This window comes from Candidatus Borreliella tachyglossi (assembly GCF_003076595.1).
In the GTDB taxonomy this organism is placed as follows: Bacteria; Spirochaetota; Spirochaetia; order Borreliales; family Borreliaceae; genus Borrelia; species Borrelia tachyglossi.
Genome location: NZ_CP025785.1, coordinates 522,395 through 543,190 on the forward strand (window position 1 = coordinate 522,395; position 20,796 = coordinate 543,190).

The 20,796-nt window shown below is 31.3% G+C and carries 16 protein-coding genes; 15 read left to right on the plus strand and 1 reads right to left on the minus strand.

What is annotated here, in order from left to right:
* The first annotated feature begins 9 nt into the window (after positions 1 to 9).
* The 9 genes from secY to CR532_RS02660 all read left to right on the plus strand — a co-directional run bounded on the left by secY (position 10) and on the right by CR532_RS02660 (position 6,835).
* Positions 10 to 1,314 (plus strand): preprotein translocase subunit SecY, encoded by a 1,305-nt coding sequence (secY, locus tag CR532_RS02620; protein ID WP_108729270.1) that lies wholly within the window; start codon positions 10 to 12, stop codon positions 1,312 to 1,314.
* A 9-nt stretch (positions 1,315 to 1,323) separates the two neighbouring features.
* On the plus strand, positions 1,324 to 1,437 hold the full coding sequence (gene rpmJ, locus CR532_RS02625) for a 50S ribosomal protein L36 (protein WP_108729271.1): 114 nt from the start codon (positions 1,324 to 1,326) through the stop codon (positions 1,435 to 1,437).
* 9 nt (positions 1,438 to 1,446) lie between these two features.
* Positions 1,447 to 1,824: a 30S ribosomal protein S13 gene (gene rpsM, locus CR532_RS02630; protein ID WP_108729272.1), complete on the plus strand. Its 378-nt coding sequence runs from the start codon at positions 1,447 to 1,449 to the stop codon at positions 1,822 to 1,824.
* 27 nt (positions 1,825 to 1,851) lie between these two features.
* Entirely contained in the window at positions 1,852 to 2,241 is a 390-nt protein-coding gene (gene rpsK, locus CR532_RS02635; RefSeq protein WP_108729273.1) for a 30S ribosomal protein S11, read from the plus strand.
* Between the two features lie 16 nt (positions 2,242 to 2,257).
* Positions 2,258 to 3,286, plus strand: coding sequence for a DNA-directed RNA polymerase subunit alpha (locus tag CR532_RS02640; RefSeq protein ID WP_108729274.1), 1,029 nt, complete (start codon positions 2,258 to 2,260; stop codon positions 3,284 to 3,286).
* A gap of 18 nt (positions 3,287 to 3,304) precedes the next feature.
* Positions 3,305 to 3,676 carry a 50S ribosomal protein L17 gene (rplQ, locus tag CR532_RS02645; RefSeq protein WP_108729275.1) on the plus strand — a complete coding sequence of 124 codons (372 nt, stop codon included), beginning with the start codon at positions 3,305 to 3,307 and terminating at the stop codon, positions 3,674 to 3,676.
* Positions 3,677 to 3,749: 73 nt separating this feature from the next.
* Positions 3,750 to 5,282, plus strand: a complete 1,533-nt coding sequence (rny, locus tag CR532_RS02650) for a ribonuclease Y (RefSeq protein ID WP_108729276.1) — start codon at positions 3,750 to 3,752, stop codon at positions 5,280 to 5,282.
* The gene (locus tag CR532_RS02655) at positions 5,272 to 6,063 is read left to right on the plus strand and encodes a TIGR00282 family metallophosphoesterase (protein ID WP_108729623.1); all 792 of its coding nucleotides are present in this window, start codon (positions 5,272 to 5,274) and stop codon (positions 6,061 to 6,063) included. The genes rny and CR532_RS02655 overlap by 11 nt, the downstream gene beginning before the upstream one ends.
* Complete coding sequence (locus CR532_RS02660) at positions 6,044 to 6,835, plus strand: TlyA family RNA methyltransferase (RefSeq protein ID WP_108729277.1); 792 nt, start codon at positions 6,044 to 6,046, stop codon at positions 6,833 to 6,835. The genes CR532_RS02655 and CR532_RS02660 overlap by 20 nt, the downstream gene beginning before the upstream one ends.
* A 2-nt stretch (positions 6,836 to 6,837) precedes the next feature.
* Here CR532_RS02660 and CR532_RS02665 read toward each other — a convergent pair whose 3' ends face one another.
* Positions 6,838 to 7,590: a GerMN domain-containing protein gene (locus CR532_RS02665; RefSeq protein WP_108729278.1), complete on the minus strand. Its 753-nt coding sequence runs from the start codon at positions 7,588 to 7,590 to the stop codon at positions 6,838 to 6,840.
* Between the two features lie 101 nt (positions 7,591 to 7,691).
* On the opposite strand from CR532_RS02665, the gene der reads away from it, so the two are divergent.
* From der to pheT, 6 genes are read left to right on the plus strand one after another with little or no spacing between them, the layout of a single operon-like run.
* Positions 7,692 to 8,996 (plus strand): ribosome biogenesis GTPase Der, encoded by a 1,305-nt coding sequence (gene der, locus CR532_RS02670; RefSeq protein WP_199911322.1) that lies wholly within the window; start codon positions 7,692 to 7,694, stop codon positions 8,994 to 8,996.
* Positions 8,993 to 10,246: a DUF8515 domain-containing protein gene (locus tag CR532_RS02675; protein WP_108729280.1), complete on the plus strand. Its 1,254-nt coding sequence runs from the start codon at positions 8,993 to 8,995 to the stop codon at positions 10,244 to 10,246. Before der ends, CR532_RS02675 begins: the two co-directional genes overlap by 4 nt.
* Positions 10,247 to 10,251: 5 nt before the next feature.
* Positions 10,252 to 10,938, plus strand: coding sequence for an HAD family hydrolase (locus CR532_RS02680; protein WP_108729281.1), 687 nt, complete (start codon positions 10,252 to 10,254; stop codon positions 10,936 to 10,938).
* 19 nt (positions 10,939 to 10,957) lie between these two features.
* Positions 10,958 to 17,449, plus strand: a complete 6,492-nt coding sequence (locus CR532_RS02685) for a SpiroCoCo family coiled-coil protein (RefSeq protein WP_108729282.1) — start codon at positions 10,958 to 10,960, stop codon at positions 17,447 to 17,449.
* Positions 17,450 to 17,461: 12 nt separating this feature from the next.
* Positions 17,462 to 19,006 carry a phenylalanine--tRNA ligase subunit alpha gene (pheS, locus tag CR532_RS02690; protein WP_108729283.1) on the plus strand — a complete coding sequence of 515 codons (1,545 nt, stop codon included), beginning with the start codon at positions 17,462 to 17,464 and terminating at the stop codon, positions 19,004 to 19,006.
* Positions 19,007 to 20,722, plus strand: a complete 1,716-nt coding sequence (gene pheT / locus CR532_RS02695) for a phenylalanine--tRNA ligase subunit beta (protein ID WP_108729284.1) — start codon at positions 19,007 to 19,009, stop codon at positions 20,720 to 20,722.
* Positions 20,723 to 20,796 lie beyond the last annotated feature (74 nt).

The window sequence follows — 20,796 nt, forward strand, 5'->3', positions numbered from 1 at the left end:
GGTAGTGAAATGAAAGGGTTATTTTTCAATTTATTTAATATTGGGGATTTAAGAAATAAGTTTTTATTTACTTTGTTTATTCTTTTTATTTTTAGAGTTGGATCTTACTTGCCAATACCAGGAATAGATCCTGTAGCTCTTAGAAGTTATTTTAAGGCACAATCAGATTTTTCAATCACCAATTATTTTGATTTTTTTTCAGGTGGTGCTTTTAGTAATTTTTCTGTGTTTATGCTTAGCATAGGTCCTTATATTTCAGCGTCAATTATTATTCAGCTTCTTGTTTATTCTTTCCCTTCTCTTAAAAAGATGCAGGACGGGGATGGCGGCAGGAAGAAAATAAAAAAATATACAAAATATTTAACAATTGTTGCGGCAGTAGCTCAAGGATATGCTACGAGTCTTTATGCTAAGAGTATTCCAGGTGCGCTTAATATGCCGTTTAATAGATATATTTTTATTGCTATCTTAACAGTTACAACGGGTACTTTTATTCTTTTATGGCTTGGTGAACAAATTAATCAAAGAGGAATTGGAAACGGTGCTTCTTTAATAATTTTTTCAGGAATAGTAGTTAGACTTCAAGCGGCTTTGTTTAATTTATTTCAAGGTATGCGAGATCCTTCTCAGAATATTAATCCTGTTTTTGTAATATTGGTTTTAAGCATTTTTGTTTTGGTTGTCATACTAATCATATACGAATATAAGGCACAAAGAAGGATTGCTATTCATTATGCTAGAGCAAATTCTAAAAATACGGTTAGTTCTTATTTACCAATAAAGCTTAATCCATCGGGCGTTTTGCCTGTTATTTTTGCGTCTGTGCTTATTACTCTGCCTTTGCAAATTTTGAGTGGATTTGCTGAAACTTCTTCGCTTTCGAGGCAAATTTTATCTTATTTAAGACCCAATGGATCTTATTATACTCTATTGAATGTCATTTTAATAATAGGATTTACATATTTTTATTCGAAAATACAATTAAGTCCAAAAGATATAAGTAATAATATTAGAAAAAATGGGGGCACTATCCCCGGGATAAAGTCTGATGAGATGGAAAGTTATTTGGATTATATCATGAACAGAACATTATTTTCAGGTTCTATTTTTTTGTCTATTATTGCAATTATTCCGTTTTTAGTACAGAATATTTTTAGATTTCCTTATGATGTCTCAAGAATTATGGGTAGTTCTTCATTGCTTATTATGGTGGGAGTGGCTCTTGACACATTAATACAGATTGATGCGTATTTAAAGACTCAAGGATTGTCTCGTGGAACTAGTAAAAAATATGCTTTTTTGCAAAAAATTTAGGAGTAATTTATGAAAGTTAGAGTGAGTGTGAAGCCAATTTGTGAGAAATGTAAAGTAATAAAGAGAAAAGGTGTTTTGAGAATTATTTGTGATAATCTAAAGCATAAACAAAGACAAAGATAAGGGGAGATAATGGCTAGAATAGCAGGAATAGATTTGCCAAATAATAAACAACTTCAAATAGCTCTTACATCTATTTATGGCATAGGAAGAACTAGGGCTTTAGAGATTTGCAGAAAAACAGATGTTTTACCGGACAAAAAGGCTAAGGACTTAGATAATGATGAGATTAATAGACTTAGAAGAATAGTTGAGAGTGATTATGTTGTTGAGGGCAAACTTAGGAGTGAATTGGCTATGTCTATTAAGAGACTTATGGACATTGCATGCTATAGAGGACTTAGGCATAGGAAGGGTTTGCCTTTGAGAGGACAGAGAACTAAAACTAATGCAAGAACTAGGAAAGGTAAGAGAAAAACTGTAGCTAATAAGAAAGTAGCTACTAAATAAAGATGTTTTACATATGGAGGGAAAAGATTGAATGCAAGAGTATCAACTAACAAAAAAAAGGTAAAAAGAAGCATTGGAGAGGGTAATGTTTATATACAAGCTACTTTTAATAATACAATTGTAACTGTATCTGACATAAGAGGCAATACTTTGGCTTGGGCAAGTGCTGGTGGTATGGGTTTTAAGGGTGCTAAAAAATCAACTCCGTATGCTGCGCAGATAACTGCGGAATCTGCTTTGGGTAAGGTTAAGGATTTTGGGATTAATTATGTTCATGTTTTTGTTAAAGGTCCAGGAATTGGTAGGGAGTCTGCCATACGAGCTGTAGGATCAACGGGTATGGTTGTGAGGTCAATCTCTGATGTTACTCCAATACCTCATAATGGGTGTAGACCTAAGAAAACCAGACGAGTTTAGTTGAAAGGAGCTACTGATGTCTTTAGAAAAACTTTTGAAAGATTTTACTATACCTGATAGGATTGAGTTTTTAAGAGGAGAGGATGATGGCTCTTATGGAAAGTTTATAATATATCCTTTTGAAAAAGGTTTTGGAGTTACTATTGGGAATACTTTAAGACGAGTTTTATTATCTTCTATTGAAGGCTATGCTATTTCTGCTATGAGAATTCAGTCTAATATAGGTGGATCCTTAAAGATTGTTTCAAGTGAATTTGATTTAATACCTGGCGTTGTGGAAGATACTCTTGAAGTAATTGCTAATATTAAAAACATTCATTTAAGGTTAGATGAGGGGGTTAACAGTGCAACAATAAGTTTTACTGTTAATGGCAAGGATACTGATGTTTTAAAGGCAGCCCATCTTGCAAGAGAGGGTGTTGAGGTATTCAATAAAGATTTGGTAATTGCTACACTCTCGAGTGATGTGAGTTTAGATTTTGAATTTCAAGTCAATTATGGAAGAGGTTATGTCTCTTCTGAGCAAAATTCACAATATTTAGAAGAAGTTAATACTATTGCGCTTGATTCTATATTTTCTCCAATAGAAAAGGTATCATATTTTATTGAAGATACTAGGGTTGGACAAAGGTCTGATTATGATAAGCTTGTTATGGAGATTTGGACAACAGGTGTTATTAGTGCTAGGGATGCAATAAAAAAGGCAGCCTCTATAGTGCGAGATTTTTTACTCCCATTGATGAATTTTGAAGATAAGGTTATTCATTCTATTGAGAATTCTGAATTGAAAGATTCTGATTTGCTTGATATGAGTGTTGAAAAACTAGACTTATCTGTCAGATCTTTAAATTGTTTAACTAAGGAAAACGTTAAGACCTTAGGAGAGCTTATCAGTAAGAGCTCGGATGAGCTCTCAAGGGCGAGAAATTTTGGGAAAAAAAGTCTAGAAGAGATAATTGAAAAACTCAATGTTTATGGATTATTTTTAGGAATGGCTAAGGCAGAGGCTCTTAAGGTATTGAGTAAAAACGATAAGATTAGGTAAAGAGGAGACCATTTTTGCATGAAAACTAGGGTAGGATTTAATAGGCTAGATAGAAAATCAAGTCATAGAAAGGCACTTTTAAGAAATATGGTAATTTCTCTTTTGAAGTATGAGAGAATAACTTCTACTAAGGTAAAGGTAAGTGAGGTTAAGCGATTTGCTGAGAAGTTGATTACTAGAGCTAAAGTTGATAGTGTTCACAATAGGAGAGAAGTGTCAAAGTTTATACATGATAAATATGTTCTAAATAAATTATTTACTAAAATTTCCCCTATCTTTAAAGAAAGAAAGGGTGGTTATACTAGGGTTATTAAACTAGGGCAAAGGTATGGAGATGCAGCTGAGATGGCAATTCTTGAACTAGTTGACAAAACTTTGGAAGAAAAATAATAGTCTTAGATATTAAGTATGTCCTTCTAAGGAGTTATATTTAATTGGTTTAATAGAATAGGAGGCAAATGATATGCTATATATTATTTCTTCTTCTATTCTTGCTGGCGTTATATTAGGGTTTGCGATAAGGATTATTTTAAGTAGATTTTCTTTATTAAATTTAGATAAAAAGCTAAAAAAAGTAAAAGAGGAAGCAGTCTTAGAGATAGAAAATGAGAAAAAGCAAATTATTTCGAATGCAAAAGCTCAAATGCTTAAAGATAAAAACCAGCAAGATAGGGAGATAAGAGAGCGAAAAAATGAAGTTTTTAATATAGAACGAAGGCTATTACAAAGGGAAGAAACTTTAGATAAGAGAATGTCGGCTCTTGATAAGCAACAAAATAGAATTGATTTTAAGCTTAAGGAATTTGAACAAAAAGAAAAAACAATAAGAGATAAGGAAATATCTCTTATTAAGAAGTTGGAAAGTATTTCTGGTCTTACAAAAGAAGAAGCAAAAAAAATTGTAATTGAGAAGATTGAAAATGAAGCTAAAAGAGATGCACAAGTAATTATTAATAAAAGCGAGCAAGAAGCTCAGCTTTTAGCAGATAAGGTGTCAAAGGATATATTGGTTTCTACTATGCAACGCATAGTAACAGAGGTTAGTTCTGAGTTTACTATTGCTTCTGTTGAACTGCCTAATGATGAGATGAAGGGTAGAATAATCGGTAAAGAAGGGCGTAACATTAGGGTTCTTGAAACATTAATAGGTGCAGATATTATTATTGACGATACTCCTGAAGCTGTTGTTATATCTTGTTTTGATCCAGTGAGAAAGGAGATAGCTAAGAGAACTCTTGAGAGACTTATTACAGATGGAAGAATCCATCCCGCAAGAATTGAGGAAGTTGTATACAGCGTTACTAATGAGATTAATAATATTATTCTTGAGGAAGGCGAGAAGGTAGTATTTGATTTAAATATTCATGGCCTTGACAAGAGGCTTATTAGAGGTCTTGGAAGACTATACTTTAGGAGTAGTTATGGTCAGAATGTTTTAAGCCATTCAAAGGAGACGGCAATAATAGGAGAAATTTTAGCTAAGGAGATGAAGCTGGATCCTGTTGTCGTAAAGCGTGCGTGCCTTTTGCACGATATTGGTAAGGGGATGGAAAGTATTTCCGAAAATAGCGAAGGACATGCTATTACGGGTGCTGAACTTGCTCAGAGTTGTGGCGAGAGCGATATTGTTGTTAATGCCATTGCTGCCCATCATAATGAAATAAAACCCGAAAGCATTGAGGCTATTGTTGTTCAGATAGCTGATGCTATTTCCGCATCTCGTCCTGGCGCGAGACGTGAGAGTCTTAATAACTATATAAATAGACTTAAGAGACTGGAAGAGATTGCTTATAGCTTTGAGGGTGTTCAGAAATGTTATGCAATTCAGGCAGGCCGTGAAGTTAGGATTATTGTTGACAATTTATTAGTTAATGACGAGAAAGCTACTATGCTTGCAAGAGACATTGCAAAGAAAATAGAAGCTGAAATGAGATATCCAGGTAAAATAAAAGTTACTATTATTCGTGAGACTAGAGTTATTGAATATGCACGATAGTGGCGTTATCAAGACTTTGATGATTGGAGATATAATAGGTGATGCGGGACTTAAAAAGGTTTTTTTTAATCTTAAGAGCCTTAAGAATAAATATAATATAGATCTTACAATTGTTAATGGAGAAAATTCATCGGGGGGATTTGGAATTACTCCAGAGATAGCAGACAATCTTTTTAGAGCTGGCGTGAATGTTATTACTACAGGTAATCATGTTTATGCTAATAATAGTATAAAAGAATATTTAAACAAGCAGGAGTATATTTTAAGACCAAATAATTTTTCAGATTTGCTTGAGGGTCATGGGTATTGTGTTTTAAATGTTAGAAATGAAAAAGTGGCTGTTATTAATATTCAAGGATTTTTAGGGATGACTTTTATTGTTAAGAATCCTTTTGAGAATGTAAAAAAATTTGTGAATATGATTGGCATTAAGGTTAAAACCATTTTCGTTGATTTTCATGCTGAGAGTAATTATGAGAAAGAAAGTTTTGGATATTTTTTGGATGGATTTGTAACAGGGGTTGTTGGTACTCATACGCATATAATGACTCAGGATGAAAGGATTTTAGAGAAGGGTACTGCTTATATTAGCGATCTTGGCATGACTGGTAGTCTGAATTCTGTTATAGGATTTAGTCCTGAAATTTCTCTTAAAGGGTTGCTTGAATATACATCTTTGCGAACAGAAGTTGTTGAAGAGAATGTTGTTGTACAAGGAGTAGTTATTACTTCTCATTTAAAGACGGGGCGTGCTTTGAAAATTGAAAGAATACAAAAATAGTTTGCTAAATTTACTTTGCAAACGTTATCCTAGTTTAACAAGAGAAGAGTTGACAGTTTTAATTTTGACCGGCAAGGCGTATGTTAATTCTCACAAGGAAAGAAATCCTAAAGTTTTATTATTAAAGACTAGCAAGATCAATTTAGTAATCAGTGAATCTAGACGATTTGTTTCAAGAGGAGGTAATAAGCTTTTTGAAGCTTTGGAAACATTTAAAATTACAGTTAGAGATAAAATTTGTGTTGATGTTGGAGCTTCAACGGGGGGTTTTACGGATTGTCTTTTACAGGAAGGTGCAAAGTTGGTTTACTCAATTGATGTTGGATTTAATCAGATTTCTTATAGGCTAAGGATTGACTCTAGGGTGAGAGTTTTTGAAAAGACTAATATTTTTGATATTAAACAATTTGATATACCTCCTAATTTGGCTGTTATTGATGTTTCTTTTAGATCTGCAGTTAGCATATGTGCAAATTTAATTGATAAGCTTGTCGATAAGTTTATCATTGTTCTTATTAAGCCTCAATTTGAACTTAAAGGATTGGATCTAAATATAAAAGGTTTCAGTGGCGTGGTTGAGAATAAATATTTAAGTCAAATATTAGATAAGGTAATTAGGAAATTTTATGATAGCAACCTACAGGTTAAGAATATATTAAAGCTTAAAACCAAAGGCCGGAAGGGGAATCAGGAACTTATGTTTTGGGTTGTTAAGGATAGTTTAGTAAATCTTGAACAATCCCTTGCACTGCTTAGAGACATTAATTTTTAGTACTATTCAAGATTGTCCTTGTCTAGGATACCTGAAAAGTCTAGATTTAAGTCTTCAAGTATTATGGGATTATTTTCAATTTTTAAAGTTATTCTGTTAATGCCTTGAATTTCAAGACATGTTAAGATGATCTGATTTATCTGATTGATGGTTCCTTCTACACCGAAGCTATTTTCATAAAACTCCTTAGATAGGTTTATGTGTGCAGTTCCATCATTTGTACTTAAAGTTAGTATTTTGGTATTAATCGGAATTAGGCTTAGGAAGTTATTTTTAAGTTCATATTCGTTTGGCCCATTAATTAGTGCCTTTAGAGTTTCTTCAAGGATATTTTTGTCATAGTGAATAGTTCTTTTAACGTCTTGCTTTAGAAAATGACCTTCAGCGGTCACTTTGATAAAGTATAGTTTGACTTCTTTTTTATTTTTAGAATGTTTTTGTTGCTGATATTTAAATTCTTCTTCAATTTTTTGTATTTCAGGTGGTTTGATTAAAAATTTCTCATTACTAAGTATTTCAATAGTATCGCTTTTTGTATTATCTAGTTCTGCTTCTATTGCTCTGTTGGATTTGGATGGATTAAGTTCAAAATCTTCATGATTGCTAATTTGTTCATTAAATATATTCTTAATTAGTGAATTTTTGATTATCAGTAGTAAACATAATCCTGTTAGGAAAATTGCAAATAATACTAAGAATATATCTATCTTATTAAATTTACTTTTTTTGCGCCTATTCCTTTTTTTTCTTATCAATTGAATATCCGTTTATAATTGGCATAAACATATAATATTTGATATTATAATAAAAATAGCTACATAAAGGAAGATACAAATTGGCTTTGATTGATTCTAAAATTCAAGATTATAAAAGTGTTCTCATTGTTGGCAGACCAAATGTTGGAAAATCTACTTTATTTAATAAAGTTTTAAGCTCACAAAGAAGCATTACTGATAAAACTTACGGAGTTACGAGAGATTTAGTTAAAGAGATTTGTACTGTAGATTCTTCTAAGTTCTATTTGATTGATACCGGTGGATTTACACTGTTAAAGGATGAACTTAGTCAGCTTGTAGTTGGAAAGGTTCTAAGCTTGCTTGATAGTATTTCTTTAATTCTGCTTGTTTTGGATGTAAATGAAATGTTATCAGAGGATTATGAGCTTATTGAAAGGCTAAGAAAATATAGTGGTAAGATAGTTTTGATATTAAATAAAATAGATAGCTATCATAAGGAGTCTTTGGCATGTGAGTTTCAGAAATTAGGTTTTAAAAAGAGCTTTTTAGTTAGTGCAATTCATGGAAAAGGAGTTAATGCTTTAAGGGTTTTTTTGAAAAACTCAGTTGGTAAATTTGCGAATGATGATGAAAATATTGACGTTAAAATTGGTATTATAGGAAAACCAAATTCAGGCAAGTCTACTCTTATTAATTTTTTAGCAGGACATGAGGTTTCAATTGTGTCTCATATGGCTGGCACTACAAGAGATTTTATTAAAACAAAGTTTCAAAGAAATAATAAGACATTCGAACTCATTGATACAGCTGGAATAAGACGAAGATCGAGAGTAAGTGAACTTATTGAACATTATTCTGTAAGCAGGGCCTTAAGAGCAATTGATATGGTGGATATTGTCTTTTTATTAATTGATACTAATGAAGACTTGACAGCTCAAGATAAGAAAATTGCTCATTATGCAGCTAAGAAGGGTAAGGGCATTATTATTGTGTTTACCAAATGGGATTTTGTGGAGTCAAAGAGAGCATATTTTGAGGCCTTAAAGAAGCGTGTTAAGTTTTTTTTTCCTATTTTAAATTTTGCTCCTATCTTGAAAATATCCGTGCATAAAAAAGTGGGTTTAGATAGTCTTTTTAGTGAAGCTCTTAAATTAAAGAGGCAACTTGAACTTAAGATAAATACTGCTGATTTGAATAAAATGTTAAGTTTATGGATTAAGGATTATCATTTGAATGCTTCACATAAAGTGAGGTATATAACTCAGATTAGTGTTAATCCCGTTAAATTTATTTTATTTGCGAATAAAATAAATAATTTCCCAAATTCTTACTATAATTATTTAGTAAATAATATTCGTAAAATTGGGTATCAAAATATTCCAATTTTAATAGAGCTCAGAGAGAAGGTAAGAGATTTAAAGTGAGATATGTATTTTTATTTTTAATAGTTAGCAATCTAAATCTCTTCGCGTTTGAGAATTTTTTTTATGATTTTACTGTTAGGTCAACTTATTCACAATATTTCGATTCAAGCAATACTGTTGAGAGAGTAAAACCTCAAAAATATTATATTTCAGATGATTATTATGTTGAAGTGTCAAGTTTAATAGCAAGAGATTATGTTTACTATTCTTTTTTCAATCGAAAGGATGATATATCTTACATTTTTCCAGGTTCTTATGTGATTAAGGTTGGGAAGAATGGCATTGAACAGATAAAAATATTCTTTATAAATAGAGCAGATACTTTTATTAGGATAAAACCAGGCGATATGCATTCTAGTGCTGATTTTTATTTAATAAATACTTTAGTTCATAAAGATGTTAAGTTGCCTTTTAAAATTCGTGATATTGCTACTGGGTCTTTTCTAGATATTGCTAAATGTGTTGGCAATTTCATTGATTTGAAGTTTTTTATTCCTAAATATTTTGAGGTTTATGATAATGTTGCAAGTATTGTTGATGAGTTTAGGGCATTTTTTAAGTCTTCATATTCTATCCCTGAGGTTTATGATGGTGCTATGAATGAGGTGGGTGAGATGGTGTATATTGAAACGGGTATGCCTCAAAGAAAGCCTGAGGGATTTAATTGTTCTGGATTTGGTAAGTGGGTAGCTGATTCAATTTATCAGACAATTACTGGAAGACTTTTAAAAATAGAAGACCTTAAAATTAAGCATATTGGAATTAGGGGGAATAGTTTTACTAAGCATTATGAATTTAGTAAAGATCCATTTTTTGGACTTGATTGGACTCGCAATATTGCATACAAGCTTAAAAATATTAATACTAAGTTAGATTTGTCTAGAGTTAGGGAGACAGATGTTAATAGTGTTAGGTTCCTTGAATATGTTGACAATCGTGGATATGAGATTGATAATTTAGAATTTGTTTTGTATTACTTGGCATTAAATGAGCCTGGCTATATGTATTTTGCCTCTATTAATACAACTATGAATGGATTTCCTGGGAAGGTGTTTCATAGCCATGTTGTTGTATTATTTCCATTTATTGATAGGGAAGCGATTTTTAGAATATCTGTGATGGAAGTTAACAATGAAACTTCCATTAAATCACTTAAAGATAGGTACCCAAATGCATACGTTCATTTAGTTAGAGTAAAAGTTCCAAAGAGTATATCTATAGTTCCAATACCTAAGGAAATGAATAATTAGCTATTATGATAAAGGCTGTAGTATTTGATCTTGATGGGACTCTTTATCCTGAGATTGGGATGAATTTATTGATGTTACCTGAATTTTTAAGAAATATTAGGTTTTTCTTGGCTTTTAAAAGGGTGAGAAAGGAAATAAGGGTTTTTCAAAGTGGAAGGAGTGTTCCTTCTAATAGAGATGAGTTAATGTCTACGCAAGTTGAAATGCTTGCTAATTATTTAGGGTTTAATAAGGATAGATGTGAATTTTTATTAAATAAAATATATTATGGGGAGACTTTTGGAAATAAATTTAGAAGTCTAAAACCGTATTCTGGCGTTCATAATTTGATTTATTCTCTTAAATCTAGGGGAGTAAAATTGGGCGTGATGTCAGATTTTCCGATTGCAACTCGTTTAAGCAATTTGTTGGGTATTAAGGATAGTTTTTGGGATATTCTTTATTCCTCAGAAGATACCGGTTACTTAAAGCCAAATAAGATGGCCTTTTTAAGAATTACAGATGAGTTGGGTATCAATCATCAGCATGTTTTGTATGTTGGGAATTCTTATGAATATGATATTTTAGGTGCTAACAATGTTTTGATGAGAACAGCTTATTTTTGTAAGAAAAGATTGTTTGGTGATGTGAAGTGTGATTTTATTTTTAGTAATTATAAAGACTTGCAAGAATATATACTTTTGAATATATAGAGTATGGGTAAAATATTTTATGATAGATTTTGTAACCATTTTGGTTAATCTTTTATTAGTTTTTATAGTTTTATTGGTCTATCGACAGTATGATAGACGTTCAAGGGCTTTAGATAAGATTAAAAAATTTATTGATATTGCTAAGGACAACCTTGAAGATTTTATTGATGAGAAAACAAAAGAAATCAATAATCTTGCTGTTGACATGGAAGCGTATCAACGCTCTAGTATAGAGATTATAAAAAAAATAGATGAAGTCCAGCAGAAGATTAAAAATAAAAGTAATGATTTTGCAGAAGTCGAGAAGAAAATTTCCTATCACGATTCTATGCTTAAGGAGCTGGATGACATGGCTCTTAAAGTTCAAGATAATATACAAAGACTTCAAGTTGATGGAAAAATCGTAGATAAGCTTTCAAAAACTTTGAGGGGATTTAATACTCAGATTGATTCTATTGATTCTAGGTTGAATTCCGTTTTTGAAAAATTTGATAAGACAAATAAGGATAATCTTGAGGCAATTAAGGTTGAGAGCTGGGATAAATTCGATAGTACCATTAAAGACCTTAATTTGAGAATGAGTAGTCTAGATAAGGAACTTATGTCTTATCAGGAGTCTGTGGTAAACCTTGAAGAAAGAAAGATGGAAATTTTAGATAAGGGCAATGATAAGCTTGAGGGAGAATTTAATAAGTTTCTGTCTAAGGTTGAATCTAGTATTAACAATTACAATAAATCAATAGAAGATTCTTTTGTTATTTACGAAGATAAATATAAATCAATAGAAAATTCTATTGAGCTTATCGTTGAGAGAGTTAAAACTCAGATTAATGATAAGAAAGATTTTATTTTAACTAGACTGAATGAAGAGCTACAGGTAAAATTTGACGAAGTCTTTATGTATGTTGATGAGCGCTCTATTCAAATGAGAGATAAACTCGAAGATAAATTGATATTGATAGACAATGAAATCTCTTCTGTAAGTTCTGTTTTTAAGGATAATGCGTATTCTAGGCTTAATTCTATCGAGGAGACTATAAAGCAAGAAATAAGACAGTATGAAGAACAAGTTGCAGACATTTTTGATCAATTTAGATTGCAAATTGAATCTAATGTTGGGGATGTTTACAAAGAATATGATAATAAGATAAATCAGTTTAATAAGGATATAAGAGAGAGAATAGATCTTAGTTTGGAAGATGCTAATTCTAGGATGGAGAGTGTACAAAGTGATGTTAAGACATTGCTTGGCGATCTTGAAAAGGATTCTAATAAGATATATGTTGAATTTAAGGAGAAAGTTAAAGATGATATTAACCAGTTTAGCGAGAGTGTGTATTCAAAAATGAATGATATTGGAGGTAAACTGGAATCGAGACTTTCAGGTATTAGTGCAGATATTCATGACAAGATTTCCAAGTTAGATAGTGGCTTATATTCAGATCTTAAAGAAATTAATGAGAGGCTTGTTAATAATTATTCATATTTAGATGGTAGCATTAATTCAAAATATGAAGTTCTTTTAGAATCTTTAAATTTGAAAAGTAGTGAGCTTGAGATTCAAATGGATAGCAAGTATAAAAATATTGCAGATAAACTTGAGAGTGATATTGATGATTTTAATATTAAATATAGTGAAAAGTTTAATATCGTCTCTGAGAAGTCAAATTCGGACTATCAAAAATTTGAAGTTACTAGTCAAAAATTAGAAGAAGAAATAAGGTCTTTAAATGATTTATTGACTCAAGATTTTGAGATTTTAAGGAGAGATTTTGAATCCAATTTTATACGAATAAGTGATGATGTTAGCAATGAGGTGTCTAATTTAAAGAGTACTTACAGTGGGGATATAGGTGAATTTGTTAGTCAGATGGAATCTATTAAATTGCAGTACGAACATTGGCAGCAGGAGGCTAAATCTAATTTAGAGAATATTGAATCTCATTTGAATAAAACCAATGAAGAATTTTTAATTTTGATTGAGGTTCAAAGGGCAAAAGGAAAAGAGCTTAGTGAAAATATTTTCAAGGAACTCTCAGAGCATATTCAAAAGAAGGCAATGGATATGCACGGTGATTGGAAAGATGAGCTTATTGCTTTAAATAAATCTTTACTTGATATTAAAATTTCAAGTGAAGAATTCCTTTTATCAGCTTCTTCAAAAGTAGAGTCTTTAGAAAAAGATGTTAGCGAGAGACTTGAATATGTTTCATCAAAAACGGAGGATTTTGAAAATTCAGTATTAGAAAAGTATAAAGAGCTAAGGGATATCTCGTATACGAAGAGTGATGAGACTTTATCAGGAGTTAAGGAATTTATTGATAATCAAGCAGAGATAATCCATGATAAGGTTATTATGATGCTTAATGGGCTTAATGAGGGATTTTCTGATAAAGAGGAGTTAATTAAAAATAAAATAGAGGAGTTTGATTATAAGCTTAAGGACTTCAAACTTGAGTGTGAAGATGTTTTAAATAATTTTAGGTCAGACCTTGATGGATTTATTGCAACTAGGTTGCAAAAAGTGTCTGAAATTAAGATAGATAATCAGAAGCAGATAGACAATTTTCTAAATAAAATATCTGAAGACATTTTAAATAGAAAAGATATTCTGAATAGTGAGGTAGATAATAAACTTAATGATTGGCAAGGAAAATTAAGTGAGATAGCAGTTAATGTTGAGAATGTATTATCGTCAGGGAAAGTTGATATGAACTCAATAAATTCTGAAATAGCTTTAAAGGTTAAGGATCTGAAAACTACTGTTGAGGGACTTGAGAGTTATTATCTTGAGAAAATAGATGAGTTTAGAAATCAAGGGAACATATATTCGGATGAACTTCTGAAAAATATTATGAATCATTTTGATGCGGATACTAAAGAGCTTGAGGAAAGCTTATCTAAGAAATTTGCTACAGTTTTAGAAAAATCGGAAGAGTTTGTTAAGGAAGTTGATAGCTTGTTGCAGGATAAAAGGACAGATATTACTTCATTTCAGGCAAATATTGATGTTACTCTTGATTCTCTTAATGTAAGATTTAATGATGTAAATAAGGAAATTAATGATAAATATAATGAGGTAATATCTAATGCTAGAGGATATTCAGAAGCTCTTTCAAATAAATTAGAGAATGAAATAGTATATGAGATTGAAAATATAACTAGGAGATTGACAGACAAACTAGATATTCTTAGCAAGAATATGGATGAAAATTTAGCTAATTTTAAAGTATCTTTTGATGTATCCAAGTATCAAGTTGAAAATTTTGAAATTAAGATTAAAGATCTAGTAGACAAAGAAGAGTTAAGAATTAGTAGATTTTTGGAAGAAATTGAACAGCAGTATAAATTGAGACGAGAAGAGGCAGTTGATTACAAAAGGATCATAGATAATGATGTTGCTCAACTTAGGGAACGGTTTTTAGAGATAATTAATGAACTTAAGAATAACATTGAAGATAAATCTGAGTTTTTAAATGATCTTTATAAAGAGAGATTTAAAATTATTGAGAATAATCTTGAGGGAAGATATTCAACATTTTTAATGGAGAGCGAAGATGTTGTTTCAAAGATTAGAGATGAAATAGATAAGATGGCAACAGATAATGATGAAAATTTGAGGCTAAAAAAGTATGAGATGGATCGTAGTTTTGAGACAATAGAAAAAAGATCGAAAGAAATTCTAGAATTTGAAGAGGGTTTAAGGGCAAGGATACAAGAGAATAACGATAAAATAAATTATCAATTAGGTATAATTAAATCTGATATTGAAAAGGAAATGAAATCTCAATTTGATTCGTATATAATGAAGGCGCATGTTTCAATTGACGAAGAGATTGCAAAATATGAGCATGAAGTTAAGGAAAAAATATCTTCTCTTATGTTAGTCGAGAAAACTTTTACGGATATAGAAAAGGATTTAAAAGATAAAATTGGCAAATATCATCATGAACTAAACAAAACTCTTGATTTTCAATATACTGAACTTGAGAGTAAATATAATGAGAAGCAGTTATTAATAGAGAGTAAAATTGATGAGAATGCTAGTTATATTGATGGCGTGATTTCAAGCAAATATACTGAACTTGAGAGTAAGTACACCAAAATGCATCTTGATATGGCGAATAGATTAAATTCATGCATTTCTGACTTAAGGGAAGAACTTACTAGTTCAAATGAAAGTATGACCAGAACTATTAAGGGGCAATTTGAAAATCTTGGTGAACTTAAATTAAGTTTAAATGGTATTGAAAAAGACGTAATAAGACTTAAAGAAGATTCTTATCAAAGTGTGTCATCACATCTAAAACTTCTTGAAGAGGATTTTTTTAAAGATTTAAAAAACAGGGATGAGTATTTAAAAACTTCTTTGGAAAATTTTATGACCGCAGCAGATCAGAGAATCGATAGTGTAGAAAGGGATATAATTAAGGGCTTGGAAGATAAAGCAACCTTGATGAATAATTTTAAGGTTGAAATTGAGCAGGAACTCATACTTAATAAAAAAAATTTTTACTCAGAATTTAGTAAGGAATGTGATATTAGGAAAAGAGACGCAGAGAATAAGATATCCTCAATAGAGATTAGTGTTGCTAAGCGCATAGACGAATTTATTGAATTTATAGATGATCGTCAAAGTAATGTTGACTTTTGGTTTTTAAAAGTTAAGGATGACATGAAGGATTGGCAAGAGAGCGCTTATAAAGCATTTGAAGAGAGAGCAAGCATTGCCGAGAGAAGCGTAAAGACAATTGAAAGTGATGTTTCTGATATTGAGAATAGATTGGAAGTGATTAAAGACAGTGTTGAGCAGAGGACAAAAGAAATTTTTGGTAATTTGTATAATGACATTAGGGAGTTTGAAAATAGCTCTTGCCTTAACTTGAAGAGTATCTCAGATGAATTTGAGGGTAGAGCTTTAAAGATTGAGAATTACATGGTTTCTAAGATTGAATCTCTAGATGATAAGATGAATTCGCATATTGAAGAGATTGCAACACAGGTGGAGATTAGGTTTTTAAGTCAGCAAAAAGATATTGAAGATAAAATAGTTGAAGCTAATCAGAAATTAGAAGATGAATTTAGTCTAATAGTTTCTAGACTTGAGACAGAAAAGCAAGAGCTTGTGAGTAGGTTTTTAGATGATAAAGATAGTGTTAAGTCTAGGGTTGAAGTGATGCAAGATGATGTTTTAAAGATTGCTGATAGAGTTAATGAGTATAGAGTTGATATTGAGAGAACAATTAGGGAAAATTATGAATCTTTTGCAAGTTCTATGAAGCATACATATGTTTTATTTGAAAATGAGCTTAAGAATAGTTTGGGTTATTCAGAAGAAAAGATCAAGACCATAAAAGATAGTTTTAAGGTTCAATTGGATAGTATAGAAGCTGAGCTTAAAGGCACATATAAGGCAATGCTTCAAGGTGTTGATGATAATATATCACAGTTTAAGTTGAAGGTAGCGGATTATGATAGTGAGCTTAATCATTTTGTTGATGAGATTAGGAATAGTTTAATTGTCTACAAAGCTGATTTGAGAGAAGAACTTGAGAGTCGTTATGCTACCATAAGTGCTCAGATTGAAAATTTTAAGAAGTTTGAGGATGAAATTGTGAGAAATAATGAGCTTCTTAGCGAAGCTTATGCTTTCAAGGATAAATTAGAAGAGTTATGGCAAACTTTAACGAAGGAAATAAATCTTGTTCAAGGGTATAAAAATGACTTTGAAAATATTAATAGAGAAATTAAATCCATTAAAGATCAATCATCAGATATTGTTGAGGTATTTAATGATTTAAAAGTGCACCAGACAGATATTAAAGGTGTTAAGGAAGATTTTGAGCAATTCCTTGAATTTTACGGTTCCTTTAAAGACCGATATAAGAAATTTATAGAATCTTATGATGAGATGCAGATTTACAAAACTAAACTTAAGGAAATAAGGAAAGATCAAAATAATATTCTTGATAATTACGATAGGATTAGCAACAAAGAGAGCATATTAAAATCTACAATAGAGTCTGTTGATAAAAATTTTGATTTAATAAGTGAAATAGAGAATAGAATGCAATTTTTATCTAAAGAGAGCTCTGAATTTCATCAGAGTCTTGGTGAACTGAGAATCATAATAGCAGAGCTATTAGTAAATAAGAATTTATCACAAGAAGTGCTAAGTAATGCTCAATCCCTTAAAGAAATGCTAGCTGATATTGAGAGTAAGTTAGAACATACTAGAAGTATAAGAGAAAGAGTTGCCAAATCTGAGACAAGATTAGAAAACTTAAATGTTGCTGCGGAAGAGAGAATAAAAACTCTTGGAATTCTTGTAAAAACAGATTCTAAGTATAAGGATAATGTCGGCCTTAATAATGAGATAGTTAGAGATTCTGTTCTTAAGCTTATGAGACAGGGTTGGAGTGCTTCAGAGATTTCACGGGCTACTAAATTATCTGTTGGAGAAGTTGAGCTTATCTTGGAACTTGGAATTAGCAGTAAAAGCGATGATTAAAGGAATGATTTAATGAAGAGTGGGCTTGAGATAGTAAAGACATTGCATCCTCTTGAGATAAAAGTGATTTTAAATTATAAAAAGGATGATGAAATTTTCTCCTTAAGACTTATTGAAGACTTATTGTACAATGAGGGACAATCGAATAAAACAATTGAATGGCTTTCCTCTAAAAGTATTATTAGTGAAGTTTTTAGAAAGGTTAATGTTTTTTATCGTCTAACTACAAAAGGTCTTGATGCTTTGGAGAATGGTTTGATTGAAGAGAAGATAATCGATCTTATATCTAGGAAAACAGTTTTGGTTGCCAATTTATCATCAGAATTAGGGATTGATGTTGTAGATGTTGGTAAGGCATTTGGCAGTTTATCTAGAGAGGGAGTTCTCTCTTTGGGGTATGGTAAGGAAATTGTTGCTAAAGATTTAGAAAAGTATGCTAGTTACAAAATAGTTAAAAAATTGCTTGAAAGAGCTAGGGACGGAGATCTTTTAGAAGATAATTTAGTGAAAGAGGAACTGTCTGTTATTGCTAGTGTTTCTAAGAAAAAAGGCGCTAGTGATGTGTTATTTAAGAAAATAGACAGACTGGATTTAAAATTTGAATTATCTGAGTTTGGATTAGAAGTAAAATCTGAACTTATAAGGCATAATCTAACAGGCGATGAGATTGTAAAGTTGACTCCTGAGATGTTGAAAAACAAGTCTTATGAGAGTAGGAGTTTTAGAGCTTATAATGTTCATATTCCACCAAATAAAACCTTTATTGGTCGTGGGAACCCGTATTCGGATTATATTGCTAAGGTTAAGGATAAACTTGTAAGTCTCGGGTTTGAAGAGTTTGATGGTCCTTTGGTAGAAACAGAATTTTTTAATAATGATGCTCTTTTTATGCCTCAATTTCATCCTGCACGTGATGTAAGGGATGTTTATTATATTGAGGAACCAAATACACTACAATCTTTACCGGAGCCTTATTTCTCTAATGTTAAGTCCGCTCATGAGAATGGTTACACTACAGGTTCGAGAGGTTGGAGATATAATTTTAGTGATAGTATTGCAAAAAGATTGGTTTTAAGAACTCAAGGTACAGTTCTTTCAGTAAAGCAATTAATTGATGCAAAAAATCCTGGTAAATATTTTGGAATTGCTAGATGTTTTAGGTATGATCAAGTTGATGCTACTCATGGAGCTGATTTTTATCAAACAGAAGGAATCGTTATTGGTGAGGATATTAATATTAAAACTTTACTTGGTCTTCTTGAAATTTTTGCTAAGGAATTAGCTGGTGCTACTGAGATTAAGTATGTTCCTGCATATTTTCCATTTACAGAACCTTCAATTGAAGTACATGTAAAACATCCTGTGCTTGGTTGGTTTGAGTTAGGTGGGAGCGGTATTTTTAGACCAGAGGTTACAAAGCCTTTTGGAATTGATGTGCCAGTTATTGCTTGGGGTATTGGTATTGACAGAATGGCTTTAATGCATTTAGGTTTAAGTGATTTACGGGAGCTCTTTACTCATGATATTGGGAATGTTGTATTAAGGCGGGGAAAGTAAATGCCAAAGGTTGAAGTTTATAGAAGTGTTCTATTAGAAAAAATAGGAAAGAACTTGACTGATGCTGAGCTTGAGTCTATTCTTGAGGTAACTAAAGCTGAAATTGATGAATTTGATAAGCTTGATGATAAAATAAAAATTGAATTTAATGATACAAATAGGCCGGATTTATGGTCTTGTGCAGGACTTGTGCGTCAAATTAAGGCATATCTTTTTGGTAGGTTACCTTCGTTTGGATTTTTTTCAAGTGAGGGTAATTTTCAGGAATCCTATGGTGAAATTTTGGTTAGTCCTGAGGTGTTTAGTATTAGGCCTTTTGTTTTTGGATTTTTGGCGAAAGGGATGGTTAAAGATGATAGAATGCTTGAAACGTTAATTCAGTTGCAGGAAAAGCTATGCCATAATTATGGACAAAAGCGCAAAAGAGTTGCAATGGGAATATATTCATCAGCTTCTATTGAGTTTCCAGTAAATTATATTGTTTGCAACTCTGACTATAAATTTATTCCTTTAGGCATGGATACTGAAATGTCTATTTTAGAGATCAATGAGAGGCACCCTAAGGGAATAGAATATTCATCAATTCTTAAAGATTTTAATAGGTATCCTTTATTATTGGACAATAAGGATAAGGTTCTCTCTTTCCCTCCAATAATTAATTCTCATGATATTGGGGCTTTAAAGGTAGGTGATACTGATTTGTTTATTGAAGTTACAGGTATTAATATTGAGGCTACTCTATTGTCTTTATCGGTTGTTGCTTGCGATTTGTATGATATGGGTTTTGAAATTTTACCAGTAAAGACCGTTTTTCCTAAAGAGACTTTATTTGGGAAGGAAATAATTTGTCCTTATTATTTTCAAGATATTCTAAAGGTCAGTGTTGATAGCGTTAATAGAATGCTTGGTAGCAAATTAACAGCAAATGATATGTGTCTTGATTTGAAAAAATTAGGGGTGTCTGCTTATTCTAAGGAAGTAGATAAAATTTGTGTTATTCCTCCTGTTTACAGGAATGACTTTCTTCATGAAGTAGATGTTATTGAAGAAATAATGATAGGAGAAGGTCTGGGTAGTTTTAAGGCAGAGCTTCCCAAAAATTTTACTCTAGGCAAACTTAGTAGGGTAGAGGAATTTTCAAGAAAGATTAGAAATTTAATGATTGGAATGGGATTTCAGGAGATGATTTATAATTATCTAGGTTCTGGGAAAGATTTTATTGAAAAGATGAATATTAAAGGTAATGAACTTTTAAGTGTGTCTAATCCAATGACAGAAAATTATGAGTATATTAGAGGCTCAATAGTTCCTGATTTGCTTAAATCTGAGAGTATTAGTTCTAATTTTCCTTATCCACATAAAATTTTTGAGATTGGTAAAGTAGCTTTAAAGGACTCAGGGAGTATTGATGGCACTGTTACTTATGATAATTTGGCATTTATGATGGCTGATAAAGAATTTTCATTTAATGAAATTAGTTCCTTAGTTTCATCTCTTTTTTATTATTTAAACATTGAATTTAAACTAAAAGAGGCGTATGCAACACTTTATATAGTTGGAAGAGGAGCGGATATTATAATAAATGGCTTCAGTGTAGGTAGCTTTGGTGAGGTGTCTCCTTATATACTAAGCAATTTTGGAATCACTGTTCCATGCTCTGTTCTAGAGATTAATCTTGATAAGATTTTAAATGAGTCTGAGTATTTTTTGCATTAATATGCTGTTAGAATAAGCTTGTATGTTAACAATTTATTTAGTAGTGTATTTTAAATTTAAAGAGAGGTTTATAG

What these genes read in the sequence shown, in the direction of transcription:
- secY (WP_108729270.1), top strand. Translation starts at nt 10, where the DNA reads ATGAAAGGGTTATTTTTCAATTTATTTAATATTGGGGATTTAAGAAAT.
- rpmJ (WP_108729271.1), top strand. Translation starts at nt 1,324, where the DNA reads ATGAAAGTTAGAGTGAGTGTGAAGCCAATTTGTGAGAAATGTAAAGTA.
- rpsM (WP_108729272.1), top strand. Translation starts at nt 1,447, where the DNA reads ATGGCTAGAATAGCAGGAATAGATTTGCCAAATAATAAACAACTTCAA.
- CR532_RS02640 (WP_108729274.1), top strand. Translation starts at nt 2,258, where the DNA reads ATGTCTTTAGAAAAACTTTTGAAAGATTTTACTATACCTGATAGGATT.
- rplQ (WP_108729275.1), top strand. Translation starts at nt 3,305, where the DNA reads ATGAAAACTAGGGTAGGATTTAATAGGCTAGATAGAAAATCAAGTCAT.
- rny (WP_108729276.1), top strand. Translation starts at nt 3,750, where the DNA reads ATGCTATATATTATTTCTTCTTCTATTCTTGCTGGCGTTATATTAGGG.
- CR532_RS02655 (WP_108729623.1), top strand. Translation starts at nt 5,272, where the DNA reads ATGCACGATAGTGGCGTTATCAAGACTTTGATGATTGGAGATATAATA.
- CR532_RS02680 (WP_108729281.1), top strand. Translation starts at nt 10,252, where the DNA reads ATGATAAAGGCTGTAGTATTTGATCTTGATGGGACTCTTTATCCTGAG.
- CR532_RS02685 (WP_108729282.1), top strand. Translation starts at nt 10,958, where the DNA reads ATGATAGATTTTGTAACCATTTTGGTTAATCTTTTATTAGTTTTTATA.
- pheS (WP_108729283.1), top strand. Translation starts at nt 17,462, where the DNA reads ATGAAGAGTGGGCTTGAGATAGTAAAGACATTGCATCCTCTTGAGATA.
- pheT (WP_108729284.1), top strand. Translation starts at nt 19,007, where the DNA reads ATGCCAAAGGTTGAAGTTTATAGAAGTGTTCTATTAGAAAAAATAGGA.